Below are 15,589 nucleotides of genomic sequence, written 5' to 3' on the forward strand. Positions count from 1 at the left end.
CAAGGCTTACTTGACCAGATCGAAGATCTTGAACATGGGCAGGTACATCGCCACCAGAATTGACCCTACCATACCCCCTAGCACCGCAATCATCAAGGGTTCCATCACACTTGTTAGGGACTTCACCGCCTGTTCCACTTCATCTTCATAGAAGTCGGCCACCTTCATCAGCATCTTATCCAGTTCCCCTGTCTCTTCGCCCACGTTAATCATCTGGGTCGCCAGCACTGGAAAGACCCGTTCCTGTTGCAGGGCAAGGCTGAGCATTCCTCCCTTCTGCACTTCCTGTGCCGCTCGGTCAATGGCATTGGAGATCACTTGGTTCCCCGCTGTGGCACTGACAATTTCAAGGGAACGCAAAATCGGTACCCCTGAACGGGACAGCGAACCAAATGTGCGGCAGAACCGTGCCACCGCTGTTTTTTCCACCAAATCACCAAAGAGGGGTAGCTTCAACAGCAAGCCATCAATCATCAGCCGGCCAGCCGGGGTCTTGTAATAAAAGCGAATCCCCAATACCAAGCCCACCACACAGATAATCAACAATGCCATATACTGCGGCGTGCGCAGGAATTCACTAAGCGCCACCATCATGGCGGTAAAGGGCGGCAATTCCCCCCCCAACTGTTTGAAAATACCCTCAAACACAGGGATCAGGAAAATCACCATCCCCAAGAAGATGCCCACCGCCAGCAGGCCTACCACCACGGGATAGGTCAGAGCGGACTTGATTTGGTTATTGAGGCGGGCTTGATCCTCCAGCAACTTCGAGAGACGGTTGAGTACCTCATCGAGCACCCCCCCCGTTTCCCCCGCTTGGATCATGGCTACAAACAGGTTATCAAAGGCCTCAGGATGGGGACGCATGGCATCAGCAAGGCTGCTCCCCTGTTGAATATCATTGTTGACGGCCATGAGGATTTTTTTCAGTTTCGGGTTGGTACATTGATCCGCCAATACACCGATTCCGCGCACCAAGGCCACACCTGCATTCACCAGTGCCGCAAACTGCCGCGCAAAGATCGCTCGATCTTTCACCGTAATTTTGGAGAGGAAGCTGAGGTCGAGGTCGGACTTGAGGGTGAGTTTTTTGGCCTCCTTGACCTCTAGAACCTGTACCCCTTGCAATTGCAAAGCCATGCGTGCTTCCCGTGGTGTCGAAGCTTCCTCGCGGACGGTCTTGTATTTGCCTTGGGCATCCCGTATCCGCACTTCATAGGTTGCCATGACTCAATACCCCTTCTTTTTATCAATAATTGCTAACTAGCGTGCTGCTGCCGCAGGTGTACCCGTACCAATCAGACGTTGCAACTCGTCCTGACGCGAGGACTTGGCCATTGCTGCTTCATAGGTGATGATGCCCGCACGATAATAATCGGCCAAGACTTTTTCAAGGGTCTGCATCCCCAGCTTGCCGCCCGTTTGAATTGCCGAATAAATCTGCGAGGTTTTGCCTTCGCGAATCAGGTTGGAGATAGCAGGGGTCACCACCATAATTTCTTGCGCCATAATCCGCCCAAATTCACCGGGCTTGGGATTTTTCTTAGGAACCAGCGTTTGGCTAAAGACCGCCACCAACGAGTTCGACAACTGGACGCGAATTTGCTGTTGCTGCTCTGGCGGGAACACATCCACCATACGGTCAACGGTTTGGGCGGCTGAACTGGTGTGCAAGGTACCAAAGACCAAGTGCCCTGTTTCCGCTGCTGAGATGGCAAGCTGAATTGTTTCCAAGTCACGCATCTCACCCACAAGGATGATATCGGGGTCTTCCCGCAGCGCTGCCCGCAGAGCATTGGCAAAGCTCTTGGTATCTTCCCCCACCTGCCGTTGGTGGATCAGGCTCTTGATGGGTTCATAGACAAACTCAATGGGGTCTTCAATCGTCAGGATATGCTCAGCGCGGGTTTTGTTGATCAAGTCAATCATCGCCGCCAAGGTTGTGGTTTTCCCTGATCCTGTCGGCCCAGTCACCAGAATCAAGCCCCGTGGCCGCTCACTCATTTCGCGGACAATGTTGGGCAATCCCAACTGCTCAAACGTGGGAATTTTGGAACTGAGTGCTCGCAAGCAAGCAGCATAGGTCCCCCGGTCTTTATATACATTGACGCGGAACCGGGCGAGGCCACGTACACCATAGGAGCAGTCCAACTCCCAGTTTTGCTCTAGGTGCTTGCGTTGGGTATTGTTGAGCATGCTGAAGATCAGGCGCTGGCATTGCTCTGGGGTGAGGGGTTCGTAGTCCGTCGGGGTTAATTTGCCGCTAATGCGAATGTAGGGGGGTAAGCCAGCGGAGATATGCAAATCGGAGCCACCATTGGCCACCACTTGCTCCATTAGGTCTTCAATCATTAGCTCCATAGGGTGTTCCTCGTCTAAGCAGTTTGGTCAACAACACGAAAGTTCATCACTGACATTAATAATCTTGTTAATCCACAAAGCGGGGTGTCATGCAATAGGGGCATTCTAACCATTCGGGCTGCGCCTCGGCACCGCAGGTACGGCAGGTTAAAGAACTCTTACGTTTGGCCTTGAGTTCTGATTCGAGACCCGTGTCCGTAAAGGTGACGCGCTCGACTTCCTCGAGGGTGGTGACCCCTTCTTTGACAAGGTTCAGGCTATAGGCCAACAGGGTTTTCATGCCCTCTTCGACGGCCGCCTCCTTGATTTGCTCGGTGGGGGCACCCTCAGTAATCAGGCTTTGCAGGCGCTCCGTCACCCGCATAATTTCGTAGACGCCGACCCGTCCTTTATAGCCCAAACCACCACATTTACTGCAAATGGGTTGGCCAGTTGCCTTAGCCGCTTGAATCTGCTCGGGTGTCAGTTTATTGGCTTTGTAGAGGGTGAGGTTGACATCCTTGGAGGCAGACAAGCCAAAGCGCGCCAGTTCCTCACGGGTGGGTGTATAGGGAATCCGACACTCACTGCATACCCGCCGCATCAGCCGTTGGGCAACAACCCCAATGAGGGAGGCGGAAACCATAAAGGGTTCAATGCCCATTTCCGAGAGGCGGGCAATTGCACTGGGGGCATCGTTAGTGTGCAGGGTTGTCAAGACCAAGTGCCCCGTCAAAGCCGCTTCAATGGCGGTTTTTGCGGTTTCTTTGTCACGGGTTTCGCCCACCAGAATTACATCGGGGTCTTGGCGGAGAAAGGCTCGCAAAATTGAGGCAAAGTCCATGCCTTTTTCGCGAATAACCTGTACCTGCGTTAGGCCGGGGAGCGTGTATTCAATCGGGTCTTCCGCTGTACTGATGTTGACACCGGGACTATTACATTCAGCCAGCGCAGAGTAAAGCGTGGTGGTTTTCCCTGAACCAGTGGGACCTGTAACGAGGATGAGGCCAAAGGGGCGCTTGGTCATCTCCCGCACAATAGCAAGGCTCTCAGGGTCAGTAATCAGCTTGTCGAGACCGAGTTGGGTGGCGGAGTTATCGAGAATCCGCAGTACGACTTTTTCGCCCCAGCGGCTGGGGAGGGTATTCACTCGGAAGTCCACCCGTCGCCCTTGGAACATTTTGCGGATACGACCATCTTGGGGGGCACGCCGCTCGGCAATATCAAGGTCAGCCAAGATTTTGAAGCGGGAAACGACGGCTGGCACGATTTTCTTCGGCAGTGGATCAAAGGCTTGGTGAAGCACCCCATCTTTGCGGAAACGAATCCGCAGGTATTCCTCTTGAGGTTCGATGTGAATGTCGGAAACGCCTTCGGTGAGGGCTTTGGCCAAAATTTTGTTGACAAGGGCAATAATCGGAGCATCTTCTGCACCTTTCAGCGCCTCAGCAAGGTCAACCTCCTGCTCCCCTTCCAGCTCTTCGAGGCCGCCCATGGCTTCGATGTCTTCTTCGATGTTGATGTCACCGATCGCAGCCGGGGCGCTTTTGCTAGCGGTGGTTTCAGCTACCTGTTTATTGAGAATCGGGTCAATGAGGCGTTGGTAATCCTCTAGGGTGATCACCATTCGCTTGAGGGTGAGGTTGTGGGCGCGGAGTAAGCGGGTGAGGTTGTCAATGGCTTGGAGGTTATCTGGATCCACCATCGCCACGAGCAGATAGGGGGGATCAGCGTCGAGGTGCTTGGCAATGGGGATGACTTGGTAGGTGCGGCAGGTGTCAATCGGTACAATCGTGTTGATCAGTTCCTCGATTTGCTCGGTGGGGAAACGATTGAGTTCGGGATCGAGGCAATCAACCCCGTAGATCACTTTGAGTTCAAAAAGCTGTTGCTTGTGGTACTGGCGTAACACATCGGGGGGCATGGTGGTGCCCGTAATCTCCTGCAACACGGTTACGAGGGACTTGCCCGTTTTGCGGGCGGTGTTCATGGCTTCCCGCACCTGATCGATACTGGCGTAACCGGAGGCAACAATGGCTCGTTCTGTGGGGCTAGCGGCTCTGCCGCGCACGGTAAGTGCTTTCCGAGAAGAAGATGACGATGTGTTGACCATAGGGCGCGTTGGGGTCTGGATGGCTTGCCTACTATAGTAGCAACAACCTTCCCAGAGATTTCATGGGTATTTTCACGGTTTATGTTTATTGACATTTTTGTTGACAATTCTTGTTATAGACGCTTTGTAACCGCGATCGCCCTCTTTTGCATAGGCTGAAAATTATTTACAATCCTGCGGCACATTAGAAACTATTAGTTATCTGTTCTCCCTGTTAGCGCGTCCTCTTGATTCCGCCATCATCCTGTGGAGGTTTGCCCTATGCGTGTCAAAGACTTGATTTTGCCTGTGCTGGTGGTTGGTTTGGTCTTTGTTGGTTTTGGCGATCGCTTTTTGCCGGCACCTTTGAGTACGGCCAGTGCCAGTACCCGCGAGCAACTGAATGACTTTCTTAAGGGCATGTTTACGGGGTTTTCTGTCTATAACCGCTACCATAAGACGGAGGAGATGATCCGCCAAGCGGAAGGGAAGTAAATGCGCCGCTTTTTGCTCTTTTTACTCTGGATGATCAGCAGCGGGGCGATCGCCCTCTTTTCGGTACAGAATGCAAAAGCGGTGTCGCTGCGATTTTTGTTTTGGCAATCCATTGAGATGCCCCTTGGCTTGCTCTTGATCTTTGTGGCTGCGATCGCCCTCTGGGTGCCCTATTTAGCCCGTCCACTGCGGCGATGAAGTGGCCACACGCGCTGCTCATTCTACTTGTGATTGTTTTGTGCTTGATGGGGCAACCAAGAATTGCGGCCATTCCAGCCTCACCCCTCACCCTAGAAGTCAATCCAGCCGATCCACAAGCCAGCGATGCCGTAACCCCTTTCCGTACGATTGCTGCTGCTTTGGCGTGGGCACAGGCGCACGATCGCCCCAGCGACATTTACATTCATGGCGGCATTTATCGGGAGGCATTGGGAACGATTCATCATCGGCAGATGCCCCTGCGACTGGTGGCTCAGGCGGGCGAACGCGTGATTGTGCGGGGCAGTCAACAATGGTCAGATTGGCAAGAAGTCTCCAGCACCCCTAGGTTCACCATTTACCGTCACCCTTGGACACTGGCTTGGGGCTTTTCGGGTAACCCGTGGACAAACTATGGCATTGAGTTACCCCTCGTAGCGCAGCGGGGCGAACTGGTGTGGTGGCGGGATACTCCCCTGCGGCAGCGACTTTCATTTAGGGAATTGCAGGGGGATGATTTCTACGTGGATGATACGGAGCAACAACTGTATGTGGCTCTGTCTGTGGGCATCTCACCCAGTGAATTGGAAGTAGCCGTTCACCGTGAGGCCTTACGCATCTTAGACAGTGGTTTTATCAGTTTGGTGGGCCTACGCTTTGAGCACTATGGCGGCACATTTAGCCAAGCGGTGCGCATTGAACGCAGCCATGACATTGAGGTTAAAGACTGTACTTTTTGGGGCAATAATTGGGGCGGCCTCGAAAGTCATCAGAGCGATCGCCTGCGGGTGGAACGAACACAGTTTCTGCAAAATGGCTGGCGGGGCATGGCGGGGGTTCATTTGCGGGACTTCACAGTGCAGCAGGTGCTCGTTCAAGGGAATAATTGGCGGGGGGCATGGGCAGGCTTTTACGATTGGGATGCGGGGGATAAGTACTTTCATTTGCGCCGCGCCGTCTTCGATCGCTACCGCGCGATTGAGAATCAAGCGGCCGGTCTGTGGCTTGATACTGATAATCAAAACGTTGAGATTCGGCGATCGCAATTTCTCGGCAATGCCGTTGTCGGTCTTTTCCTCGAGGCGAGCACAGGTCCAGTGACCATTGAAGATTCCTTAATTGCCTATAACTACAGCATTGCCCCGAACTATCTACAAACCCCCGGCATTTTTGGCTGGGCGGCTGCCCATGTTACCCTGCGCCACAACTGGATTTGGGAAAACCAAGGGGCACAAATTGGCGTCCGCGATCCTTCGCCTCGAACCATCACCCTACCCGAAACGGGTGAGGAAGTCACGATGACCTCTCAAGATTGGTACCTAGAGGGGAATTGGATTGGTAGCCGCCAAGAGCAACTCCTGACCACCCTCAAGGGGGAACCCTTCTTGCAAACGCTGAAATTGCAGGATAACCACTGGTGGAGTGAAGCGGCCTATCCCTTTCGCCTAGAGGGGGAAAATCTCACTTGGTCGCAGTGGCAGGAGCAATACGGCAATGCCAGCGATCGCTGGCTCATCCCCTAGAGGCGATCGCGTAACTGATTGACCATCGCTTGAGCCGAGGCCTCATCGACAAACATCCCCAGTTGAATCTTGGTTTGGTCGCCGTTGCCCACCAAAAAGGCATCAGGCACCACAGCTTGGACTTTTTCTAAGTCCGCAGGTTCCTTGTAGGGAGCCAGCACATAGTAGCGACCATTGGGCATTTTTTCCACAAAAAGCTGCGTCGTATGTTCAGGTTCAGCCGGGGTTGGGCTGGCCGTAGGGGTGGGTGAGGCACTGGTTGATGGACTCGCCGCAGGTTCCAATTGGGCAAGGGTGCTGCGATTGACATCGGGAAATTCCCGCGCAGTCATATCAGGGCCGACGGGGGGCGTGGGTGATGCTGCTGTTGGCGTTGCAGGTGATTCAGTGGCAACGGGGGCAGGTCGGCGGTTGAACCACCAGAGGGCTGCGCCACTAAAGCCGGCCAGAATGCCAACCACAATTAACCAGCGTTGCACCAGATGTTGACTATTGCTTTCACGCCGTTGGAACCAAGGCCGCTGTTGGTTTTTTCGGGCCTGCTTGAGCAGCTCGCGGGTAGAGGCAAAGGGGCGCTTTGTTCGGGTTGGCGTTTGCGGGGCAGGGGGATCGCTGGCATAGGACTGGGGCAAGAGTTCTGCTAAATCTATGGGATCAAACTCGAAAAATGGATCAGCCAGTTCTTCATTGGTGCGTTCATCGGTGGCTGCTGCTGTCTCAGGGGTGGGGGTCAAAGAATTGACAACGGGAGGAACGGTTTGGGAAGCTGTTTCTGCGGCAGCAGGGGTGACACTCGGTTCTGGGGAAGTTGCAGACTCGGGAACCGGCGGCGCTGCAAAGGGGGAATGGGCTTGTACCATGCGATGGCAGCGATATTGAGTGAGTTCTGCCTCTAAACTAAGGTTGAGGGAAGCCAAAGCCGCTTGCAAACGTTGGCGATCGACGGTGGCAGAGGTCATAGCAATCGCTCCGAAAACAGTGCCCTACAGTCCCTTCACTTAACGCACCACCCCGATGGATTATGCAGCACCCTGTGCAGGTTCCCAACAATGGCACAAGCACCCCTATTGAGCATTTGCATTCCGGCCTATAACCGTCCCCAAGGATTGGCACAAGCGGTTCGCTCAGTTGTCGCAGCCTTGCTCCCTGAGAGCCACGATCCGGTGGAAGTCATTATTATCGATGATTCTGCCACCCCCACAGCAGTAGAGGATTTACTGGCTGGATGGTCAGGCCGCTGGCACTACCAGCACAATGGGCAACGCTTAGGAATGGTGGCCAATTGGAATGCCAGTTTAGCGCAGGCCGCTGGGGAGTTTATCCTGCTGTTGCACGATGATGATTACCTGTTGCCCCAAGGGATCACAACGATTCTGGAAACCCTCATCCAATATGGTAGCCAGTTTGATGTCTTTCTCTTTGGCGTGCATTTGGTGGATTCGCATCAACGCTGTTTGCGACGGCAGATACCCCGGCAGCAAACATGGCTCTCCCCAGCTCAAGCCCTTAGGCAATTGCTGCGTCATTCCTCGTTTGTGCGATTTCCCGCCTTGATCTGGCGGCGATCGCTCCTCGACGAGGTGGGCTATTTTGATCCCGCCTACGGCGAAGCCACAGACCTCTACCAATGGCTACGCTTCTTTGCCCAGAAGGGGGTTTACACGGTTCCCCGCGCCACTGCTGCCTACACGATCCACGATCAAGCCCTGACAATGGGAATGTTTCAAGCCCAGACCTTGGCTACCCTAGGGAATATTTTTGCCGCCGCTGCGAATTTATCGATTCTCTCACCAGCGGAACTGCGGCAGTGCCAGTGTGACTTTTTTCACCAGTTTATCTTGGCGGGAACGTGGCGATTTTTGCGGCGACGGCAGTGGCAACGGGCAGAGGCAGTGTACCAGCTGTTTGATCTACCAGAGGTGATTGCATTGGGGCGATCGCGCCGCTGGCAAGGCTGGCGTTGGCTCTTTGGGGCTTGGCTTTGGCTACTGCGACGGGTTAACTAACTGCCCACCGCACATAGGGCAGCCGCGCTGCCACGTCGTGAATTTTGTCCTGATTGGCCAACAGTTGACCACAGGCATCCCATTGACCCGAAAGGAGCATTTGCCGCGTACTTTCCGCCATGGTTAAGGGAATCACTTGATCGCCTGCTGTCAAGGTCAGCGCCTGTAAGTCTAGGGTCAGTTCCGTAGTGGGCTGCTCTTCTAAGAGAGTTTGCAGTGCTTGTACCTGTTCTGGAGCTGCCGTCAGACAGGGAACCCCCATTGCCAAGCAGTTCCCGGCAAAGATCTCGGCAAAGCTTTCGCTGACAATTGCTTGAATTCCCCAACGGGCGATCGCTTGGGGGGCGTGTTCGCGACTAGAGCCACAGCCAAAATTGGCATTCACCACCAGAATCCGTGCCCCTTGGTACTGAGGCAGGTCAAAAGGGTGTTGCCCCGACTGGCGATCGTCAGCAAAAACGTGTTCCCCAAGGCCATCAAAAGTGACACAGCGGAGAAACCGTGCGGGAATAATGCGATCCGTATCGATATCGTTGCCCCGCAGAGGAAGGCCACGACCGGTAATGCGTTCAATCTTGCTCATAGGTCTATCTTACTGGATTGCGCAGCCTGCCAGTGCATTTTGGGGGGAATTGCCCTGAAGCAGGTTACTCAACAGTAGGGTCGGCGGTTGCGCATGGGGCCAAGCAAAGGCATGGCGAAAAGCGGCTTCCTGACAGGCTTGTAACTCCTTGAAGTTGAGGATGTCGTGGGTGAGCAAGTTTTCGTACTCAAAGGGCAGCCGCACGTTGTGCAGACCCGCGTTGTCAGTACAGATGGCCACGTCTACCCCCGCTTCAAAACAGCGTTCAAAGACGAGGCGTAATTGCGCGTAGCTCTCAAGGGTACCCGTTTGAAAATAGGTGGTGGGGCACACTTCGAGGCATTGACCGGCTGCCGCCACTTCCTTGAGCAGCTCTGGATAGCGCAGGGGAATTTGAATGCCATGACCAATGCGTTGCAGGTAGGGTAGCAATTCGGGATAGCAGCCATTCACCGTTTCGTAGAGGTGGCCAGTGGTTTTAAGACCGCGATCGCGGGCATAGGCATAGAGTTCAATAAATTCCGCCATGCGATCGCCATAGACGCTATCGCCCCCGGCCAAGTCAATGCCACAGACAAACTGCGGAAAACTCGCCGCCAGATCAACAATGGCACGGTTCACCGCATAGGGTAGCCGCGTGTGCATACAGAGAATTTGGCTCGTGACAATCGGGTATTCTGGTACTTGGCAAGCCAGACCCACCGTTTTAACAATGTCGGCCATCTGCTCAATGCGATCGCTCTGGGATCGCTGCGGATCCGTGCGCAGATAGGGGGTATAGCGCAGCTCTAGATAGGCCAAGTTTTCAAAAATATAGGCGCCGCGAATCAAGCGAAAGATGAAATAGGGCAAAGTTTGCGGCGTTTGCACACTCTCCACTAGGGTGTGGAGTTCGAGGTATTCTTCAAGGGATTGGCGGGGGCGCGTATAAAAGGTTTCAAATTCCTCATAGTCAGGAAAGCGATCTGCAAGGGCGCGATCGTTCCGCTGAAAATACCGCCAAAGAATACGCGGTACAACTGAGCCACCCAAATGCCGATGTAGTTCTGCGTACAGTGCCATACGTGCTCCTTGAACTGGCCAAAACGCAATCAATACCTAAGCTGCCCAGAGGGGTCAATGCCCGCACCTCAGCCATCGAAAACAGAACGAAAACAGTGATGAACGAAGGATTAAATTGTTCTAATGTTAACAAATTTTACAAAGGTGGCGCAGGAACCAATGGGCGCAAACGCTAGGATCATTTCGATCTCCAATTGGTTGGGTATCGCGAATGTGGCCTTTTCGGCGGCGAGGACGGCTTCCCCATTCTCTCTCTAGCGGCAATGTAGTCACGATTGCTTTGCAGCTGTACCGTCATCAGGGCAATCGCTACTTTCTTTTGAGCCTTTTTGCCCATGCGTGGTTTTTTCTGCTCACCATTACCGCCGTGCTGATCGTGGCCGTAGCACTGATTGTTGGGGGGATTCTTGCTGGGGCGATGGATAATGTTGCCCCCTTTCTCTGGCTCACAGGCATTAGTGTCCTCGTAGCTTTGCCCTTTTATCTCTTTGGTTGGACACGGCTAATGGCCAGTGGTGCGCTGCTTTCTCGCCGTATTTACGCTGTCCTGACGGCCCTTGAGGAATCAGAATCGGCAGCCCGCAGCTTTATTTTTCCCAAGATGCTGAATTATTTGCTGGCCACTCTGATGGTCGGTGTCATTTTGCTCTTGGTGTATGGGGTCTTGGGGGCGATCGGCTACTTAATTTATTTGGTGGCATCCCCCTTAGTGCAATTCCTCGAGCAGAATATCCAAACGGAACCCGCAAGAAGTCTCTTCTTTTTAACTTTTCTGCTCAGTATCCTGTTGCTAGTGCTCCTTGCGCTGTTGGTGATTAGCTACTTTATGGCGCGGCTCTCCCTTGTTGATGTGGTCTTAGCCCTTGAACCCGACTGTACGCCCCTCAAATCCGTTCGGCGCAGTTGGCAACTGACGCAGGGACAGGCATGGCATACCCTAACGGTATTTTTTGTTGCTTTCCTTGCAACGATTCCCGCCAATCTCCTTGGCAGTATTATCAACAGCGTGGTGATTCTTCCCGTTGCTGGCCTCTTTGTAGGGGTTTTGCTCCTGCCCCTCTGGCAAGGAATCAAGGCAGTTCTGTATTGGGATCTGCGAGTCCGCAATGAAGGAGCAGCGTTTCAAGTCCGCCCTGAAGCAGTGAATCCCCTGCGCTGGTTGCGGCGGGTCACACTACGCACACCGGAAAGCATCGAGTTGGACTTTGCCCTAGCAGGAATTGGCAGCCGCGTTTTGGCTTGGCTGATTGATCAGGTGATTCTCTACACGGCACTTGTGCTTTTTTCGCTGGCGGCAGGGTACATCTACTTCTATGCCCTTTACCCGTGGCTGATTGAGGTGCTACCCGCTAGTGGCCAAAGTATTGAGGCTTGGAGTTTGGGCATTTACCTATTGGTGATGTTTGCCTTCTACAACGGCTATTACATCTTCTTTGAAACCTACTGGCAGGGACAAACCCCCGGCAAGCGCTATGCAGAAATTCGCGTTGTTCAAGATAATGGCCGCCCCATTGGTCTGCGGGAAGCGACCTTGCGCAGTCTGCTGCAACCCATTGATTTTGCTTTTTTTGGTATAGGGGCACTCCTAGTGGCGTTATCTCGATCAGAAAAACGTTTGGGAGATAGGGTGGCGGGTACCCTTGTGATTCAAGATGAACAGGCGACGCGGTTGGCACCTAAAGCTACAACCGGTCAGCAACCACAGGCGGCTTGGGTGCAGGAGTTGCGATCGCTCGCCCATTGGGAACAGATGACTCCCGAACACTATCTCCTAGTACGCAATTACCTCAACAATCGCGATCGCCTGAGTCCTGTCGGTCGCTATCAAGTGGCTCAGGAGCTGCGCCAGCAATTAGAACCCCTGTTGCTGCCCACCTATCCCGCCCACTGGCCTGCCCTCAGTGCCGAGGACTTCCTAGAAGGTCTATACATGGCCTATCGTCAACAATACCAGTCATCCCCCTAGTGTGAGGCCGTTATGCGTTTGCTGCTGACCCTTGGTTGTAGTCTGACCCTTTTGGGCGCTTTTCCCCTGCTCATAGGTCGGGCGAGTGAAGTGACGATTCAGGCTGCTGCCCCTGTCCCCCAACGCTATCAACTCCTAGGCTTATCCTTTGAAACACCCCTACAATTTTCGCCACCCACTTCTTTTGGTGAAAATGGCGTTGCTGTGGTCTATCCCGCCAATGCCGTACCGGGGGAGCACGAGTTAATGGTGAGCCTGATTAGCCTACCCAAAACAAGTGAGGTACTGGGGGAACTTTCCGATCAGGAGTTGCGCAGTTGGCTACGGTTTACCCAAGTGGGGGGTCCTCTCTCAGCAGCCCCCGCACGCATTGAGCGGCGAATTTTGGGACGGCGAGTCCGTGGTGAACTGTTTTATTATCCAACCCCCCGACCGATTCACCAAGAGTTATATTTGATGCATCTCCAAGGGGGGCAGCGGCTGGTTATTCTCTTTGAAGCCGAAGATCGGGTGCCCTTACCCGTGGTGGAGCAGGTCTTTAACCACGTGGCAGCATCATTGCAGGAATTACCCCCGCGATCGCGAGAATGGAAACGTAGTTTTGAATGGTGGAAAAACCGTTAGATCTTTGAGGGGCAATAGCTATGCACCATGCTCCCCCCGTGTATCTACCCAAAACCCTTCAGTTCACTGAAGAGCAATTCGCAGAGATTATCAAAGCCAATCCTAATCTACGGTTTGAATTAACTGCTGCGGGAGAATTGGTTGTTATGCCCCCTACAGGCGGCGAAACGGGTCGCTACAATGCCGCCCTCACGGCTGACATTAGTCTTTGGAATCGCCAAACTCAACTAGGTGAGGTCTTTGACTCCTCAACGGGATTTCGCCTGCCCAATGGCGCCATTCGCTCACCCGATGTTGCATGGATTACCAAGGAACATTGGCAGCGCCTAACCCCAGAGGAACGCCAAGGCTTTGTGCCTCTTTGCCCCGATTTTGTGATTGAACTCGCATCTGCTAGTGATGACTTGTCCCATTTAAGGGCAAAAATGCAGGAATACATGGACAATGGTTGCCGCCTTGGCTGGTTGATTGTCCCCCAGCAACAAATGGCAGAAATTTATCGCCCCCAGCAAACACCAGAGAGCGTGTCTCTGCCAACAACGCTTTCAGGAGAGGAAATTCTTCCTGACTTTTGCCTTGCATTTTCTCCCTAAGGCCAATGGATAAACCAGTGGAATCTTCGCACTGGAGATATCAATCATGGAACAGACCGTTGCCTGCGCTGAAACGGAAACACTGCGCGTTAGCTCTCTGCGTGCTTTTGCCTACTGTCGGCGGCTATTTTATCTCGAAGAAGTTGAGGAGCTTTATACCCAAAATGAATCCGTCTTTGCGGGGCGGCGGCTCCACGCTGAGCTACAAAAACTAGAACGGGAAGACTGGCAGGAATTTAATCTGGAAAGTGTAGCCCTTGGCTTACGAGGGCGGGTTGATGCACTGCGTACCTTGGAGGGGCATTTGATTCCCTACGAGCACAAAATTGGCCGTTCTTATCGCGATCGCCAGCAGCAGCCCCAAGCTTGGCACAGCGACAGGGTACAAATTCTGGCCTATGCCTGTTTACTAGAAACCGTTCTCGGCGTCACTGTCCCCGAAGGCCGCATTCACTATCACCGCGATAACATCACTGTACGGGTTCCTGTAGATGAGGCAGGCCGCCAACTGGTGCGGGACACAATCGAGCAAGCGCGTCAACTGCGTGCTTCCCTAGAACGTCCCCCTGTCTGTAGCAATGAAAAACTCTGTCTCAACTGCTCCTTGGCACCTGTTTGCCTGCCTGAAGAAGCCCGCCTCGCCCGAGATCCTGAGCATTTACCCCTGCGGTTATTTCCGCGAGATGACGAGCGTGAGATTATCCATGTCACGGCTGGCAAATCGGTAATCAGGCGAGCTGGCGAGCAGCTACGGATTGCCATTGACGATGAACCTGAGCAAAAGCTGCCCATTCAGCAGGTGGGTCAAGTTGTTATCCACAAATTTGCCCAAATTACCACCCCAGCCATTCATCTCTGTGCCTATGAGGATGTCGGTGTTCACTTCATCAGCAGTGGTGGGCGCTATATCGGCAGCATTGACAACCGCAAGGGCAGTATTCAACGGCGTATTCGTCAATATCAAGCCCTGACGAACCCAGACCAATGTTTACGTCTTGCCCAGTTACTGGTGAATTGTCGCGGACAAAGTCAGCGTCGCCTGTTACTCCGAGGACAGCGGAATCGCCAAGATGCTCTGCCTGCATTGCAAGAGACCACTACGCAAATGGATCGGCTCATTAGCAGCATCTCCCACGCCAATTCCCGAGAGGCTCTACGCGGCATTGAAGGCAATCTCGCTGCCCTGTATTTTTCGGGATTGCCCTATCTTCTAGGGGATCAAGTCCCGAAGGAGCTGCGCTTCAACGGTCGCAATCGCCGCCCCCCGAAAGATCGTTTTAATGCGCTGCTCAGTTTTGGCTATGGCATGCTGCTCAAAGACGTAATGAATGCCATTCTTACGGTTGGTCTTGAACCCGCCTTTGGCTTCTATCATCAGCCGCGTACCCAAGCACCACCCCTTGCGTTGGACTTGATGGAAATTTTCCGCGTCCCCCTTGTGGATATGGTCGTTATTGGTTCGATTAACCGTATGCAGTGGAACCTTGACCAATGCTTTGAGGTACGCCGAGATCACGTATGGCTGAGTGACTATGGCCGCCGCAAGTTCATTGAACTCTATGAAGCCCGCAAAGGTGAAACGTGGAAGCACCCAGTAACCAACTACTCGCTCACTTATCGGCGACTCTTGGAGCTGGAAGTGCGTTTGCTTGAAAAGGAATGGTGTGGGGAAGCAGGTCTATTTGGCAAACTCATTTTGCGTTGACCTATGGGTGAATCCAAAAATTGGTACCTCATCTGCTACGACATCCGCGACCCCAAGCGCTGGCGACAGGCTTATAAGCAGTTAGAGGGCTATGGTGAACGATTACAGTTCTCGATTTTTCGCTGTCGTCTCACGCCACGGGAGCGGGAAAAGCTGCGCTGGCAACTGGAAAAAATCCTCACCAAGGAAGACAGTCTCCTAATCGTAGGATTGTGCAGCCAATGCGTTGAGCGGGTATGCGCTTGCAACCGAGCGGGGACATGGCCAATGTCGGAGCAGAACTTCAAAATCTTTTAGCATGCAAGCACCTCTGGACTCAAATATTCTCCGAACGCACTGATATTCAAATACAGCCCCTTGACTAGGTTTGAGAGTTTTTGTTAGATTTAGAGGTGCTTGAAA

At 53.4% G+C, this 15,589-nt stretch carries 15 protein-coding genes; 9 read left to right on the forward strand and 6 right to left on the reverse strand.

What is annotated here, in order from left to right; all coding sequences use genetic code 11:
* Positions 1 to 6: 6 nt before the first annotated feature.
* The 3 genes from RHJ80_RS04910 to RHJ80_RS04920 all read right to left on the reverse strand — a co-directional run bounded on the left by RHJ80_RS04910 (position 7) and on the right by RHJ80_RS04920 (position 4,453).
* Complete coding sequence (locus RHJ80_RS04910; RefSeq protein WP_310801583.1) at positions 7 to 1,227, reverse strand: type II secretion system F family protein; 1,221 nt, start codon at positions 1,225 to 1,227, stop codon at positions 7 to 9.
* Between the two features lie 36 nt (positions 1,228 to 1,263).
* Entirely contained in the window at positions 1,264 to 2,361 is a 1,098-nt protein-coding gene (locus RHJ80_RS04915; RefSeq protein ID WP_149817851.1) for a type IV pilus twitching motility protein PilT, read from the reverse strand.
* 67 nt (positions 2,362 to 2,428) lie between these two features.
* On the reverse strand, positions 2,429 to 4,453 hold the full coding sequence (locus tag RHJ80_RS04920; RefSeq protein WP_310801584.1) for a GspE/PulE family protein: 2,025 nt from the start codon (positions 4,451 to 4,453) through the stop codon (positions 2,429 to 2,431).
* A gap of 261 nt (positions 4,454 to 4,714) precedes the next feature.
* Here RHJ80_RS04920 and RHJ80_RS04925 point away from each other — a divergent pair, with 261 nt between their 5' ends.
* The 3 genes from RHJ80_RS04925 to RHJ80_RS04935 are packed head-to-tail and all read left to right on the forward strand — an operon-like array spanning position 4,715 to position 6,648.
* Positions 4,715 to 4,927, forward strand: coding sequence for a hypothetical protein (locus RHJ80_RS04925; RefSeq protein ID WP_206201319.1), 213 nt, complete (start codon positions 4,715 to 4,717; stop codon positions 4,925 to 4,927).
* Positions 4,928 to 5,125 carry a lipopolysaccharide assembly protein LapA domain-containing protein gene (locus tag RHJ80_RS04930; protein ID WP_206201320.1) on the forward strand — a complete coding sequence of 66 codons (198 nt, stop codon included), beginning with the start codon at positions 4,928 to 4,930 and terminating at the stop codon, positions 5,123 to 5,125.
* Positions 5,122 to 6,648, forward strand: coding sequence for a right-handed parallel beta-helix repeat-containing protein (locus RHJ80_RS04935; protein ID WP_310744171.1), 1,527 nt, complete (start codon positions 5,122 to 5,124; stop codon positions 6,646 to 6,648). Before RHJ80_RS04930 ends, RHJ80_RS04935 begins: the two co-directional genes overlap by 4 nt.
* On the opposite strand, the gene RHJ80_RS04940 is transcribed toward RHJ80_RS04935, so the two are convergent.
* Entirely contained in the window at positions 6,645 to 7,607 is a 963-nt protein-coding gene (locus RHJ80_RS04940; RefSeq protein WP_310744172.1) for a hypothetical protein, read from the reverse strand. The genes RHJ80_RS04935 and RHJ80_RS04940 overlap by 4 nt on opposite strands.
* A 90-nt stretch (positions 7,608 to 7,697) precedes the next feature.
* On the opposite strand from RHJ80_RS04940, the gene RHJ80_RS04945 reads away from it, so the two are divergent.
* Entirely contained in the window at positions 7,698 to 8,654 is a 957-nt protein-coding gene (locus RHJ80_RS04945) for a glycosyltransferase (protein ID WP_310801585.1), read from the forward strand.
* On the opposite strand, the gene leuD is transcribed toward RHJ80_RS04945, so the two are convergent.
* Together leuD and RHJ80_RS04955 are read right to left on the reverse strand one after the other, a co-directional pair.
* Positions 8,647 to 9,237: a 3-isopropylmalate dehydratase small subunit gene (gene leuD / locus RHJ80_RS04950; RefSeq protein ID WP_302679005.1), complete on the reverse strand. Its 591-nt coding sequence runs from the start codon at positions 9,235 to 9,237 to the stop codon at positions 8,647 to 8,649. The two genes, RHJ80_RS04945 and leuD, sit on opposite strands and share 8 nt — an antisense overlap.
* Before the next feature lie 9 nt (positions 9,238 to 9,246).
* Positions 9,247 to 10,299, reverse strand: a complete 1,053-nt coding sequence (locus RHJ80_RS04955) for an adenosine deaminase (protein ID WP_149817839.1) — start codon at positions 10,297 to 10,299, stop codon at positions 9,247 to 9,249.
* Positions 10,300 to 10,510: 211 nt separating this feature from the next.
* Here RHJ80_RS04955 and RHJ80_RS04960 point away from each other — a divergent pair, with 211 nt between their 5' ends.
* Genes RHJ80_RS04960 through cas2 form a run of 5 tightly spaced genes read left to right on the forward strand, consistent with a single transcriptional unit; the run spans position 10,511 to position 15,484 of the window.
* The gene (locus RHJ80_RS04960) at positions 10,511 to 12,265 is read left to right on the forward strand and encodes an RDD family protein (RefSeq protein WP_310801586.1); all 1,755 of its coding nucleotides are present in this window, start codon (positions 10,511 to 10,513) and stop codon (positions 12,263 to 12,265) included.
* A gap of 12 nt (positions 12,266 to 12,277) precedes the next feature.
* Positions 12,278 to 12,889, forward strand: a complete 612-nt coding sequence (locus RHJ80_RS04965; protein WP_310801587.1) for a hypothetical protein — start codon at positions 12,278 to 12,280, stop codon at positions 12,887 to 12,889.
* Positions 12,890 to 12,909: 20 nt separating this feature from the next.
* Positions 12,910 to 13,482, forward strand: coding sequence for a Uma2 family endonuclease (locus tag RHJ80_RS04970; protein WP_149817833.1), 573 nt, complete (start codon positions 12,910 to 12,912; stop codon positions 13,480 to 13,482).
* A 46-nt stretch (positions 13,483 to 13,528) separates the two neighbouring features.
* Positions 13,529 to 15,187 (forward strand): type I-MYXAN CRISPR-associated endonuclease Cas4/Cas1, encoded by a 1,659-nt coding sequence (locus tag RHJ80_RS04975; RefSeq protein WP_302676608.1) that lies wholly within the window; start codon positions 13,529 to 13,531, stop codon positions 15,185 to 15,187.
* A 3-nt stretch (positions 15,188 to 15,190) separates the two neighbouring features.
* Complete coding sequence (cas2, locus tag RHJ80_RS04980; protein WP_149817829.1) at positions 15,191 to 15,484, forward strand: CRISPR-associated endonuclease Cas2; 294 nt, start codon at positions 15,191 to 15,193, stop codon at positions 15,482 to 15,484.
* Positions 15,485 to 15,589: the final 105 nt, after the last annotated feature.

Source organism: Thermosynechococcus sp. QS41 (genome assembly GCF_031583515.1).
GTDB lineage: Bacteria > Cyanobacteriota > Cyanobacteriia > Thermosynechococcales > Thermosynechococcaceae > Thermosynechococcus.

Bases quoted from the DNA above. Each gene is read 5' to 3' on its own strand.
- RHJ80_RS04960 (WP_310801586.1), top strand. From the start codon at position 10,511: ATGTGGCCTTTTCGGCGGCGAGGACGGCTTCCCCATTCTCTCTCTAGC.
- RHJ80_RS04955 (WP_149817839.1), bottom strand. From the start codon at position 10,299: ATGGCACTGTACGCAGAACTACATCGGCATTTGGGTGGCTCAGTTGTA.
- leuD (WP_302679005.1), bottom strand. From the start codon at position 9,237: ATGAGCAAGATTGAACGCATTACCGGTCGTGGCCTTCCTCTGCGGGGC.
- RHJ80_RS04920 (WP_310801584.1), bottom strand. From the start codon at position 4,453: ATGGTCAACACATCGTCATCTTCTTCTCGGAAAGCACTTACCGTGCGC.
- RHJ80_RS04915 (WP_149817851.1), bottom strand. From the start codon at position 2,361: ATGGAGCTAATGATTGAAGACCTAATGGAGCAAGTGGTGGCCAATGGT.
- RHJ80_RS04945 (WP_310801585.1), top strand. From the start codon at position 7,698: ATGGCACAAGCACCCCTATTGAGCATTTGCATTCCGGCCTATAACCGT.
- RHJ80_RS04930 (WP_206201320.1), top strand. From the start codon at position 4,928: ATGCGCCGCTTTTTGCTCTTTTTACTCTGGATGATCAGCAGCGGGGCG.
- RHJ80_RS04940 (WP_310744172.1), bottom strand. From the start codon at position 7,607: ATGACCTCTGCCACCGTCGATCGCCAACGTTTGCAAGCGGCTTTGGCT.
- RHJ80_RS04970 (WP_149817833.1), top strand. From the start codon at position 12,910: ATGCACCATGCTCCCCCCGTGTATCTACCCAAAACCCTTCAGTTCACT.
- RHJ80_RS04910 (WP_310801583.1), bottom strand. From the start codon at position 1,227: ATGGCAACCTATGAAGTGCGGATACGGGATGCCCAAGGCAAATACAAG.
- RHJ80_RS04925 (WP_206201319.1), top strand. From the start codon at position 4,715: ATGCGTGTCAAAGACTTGATTTTGCCTGTGCTGGTGGTTGGTTTGGTC.
- RHJ80_RS04965 (WP_310801587.1), top strand. From the start codon at position 12,278: ATGCGTTTGCTGCTGACCCTTGGTTGTAGTCTGACCCTTTTGGGCGCT.
- RHJ80_RS04935 (WP_310744171.1), top strand. From the start codon at position 5,122: ATGAAGTGGCCACACGCGCTGCTCATTCTACTTGTGATTGTTTTGTGC.
- cas2 (WP_149817829.1), top strand. From the start codon at position 15,191: ATGGGTGAATCCAAAAATTGGTACCTCATCTGCTACGACATCCGCGAC.
- RHJ80_RS04975 (WP_302676608.1), top strand. From the start codon at position 13,529: ATGGAACAGACCGTTGCCTGCGCTGAAACGGAAACACTGCGCGTTAGC.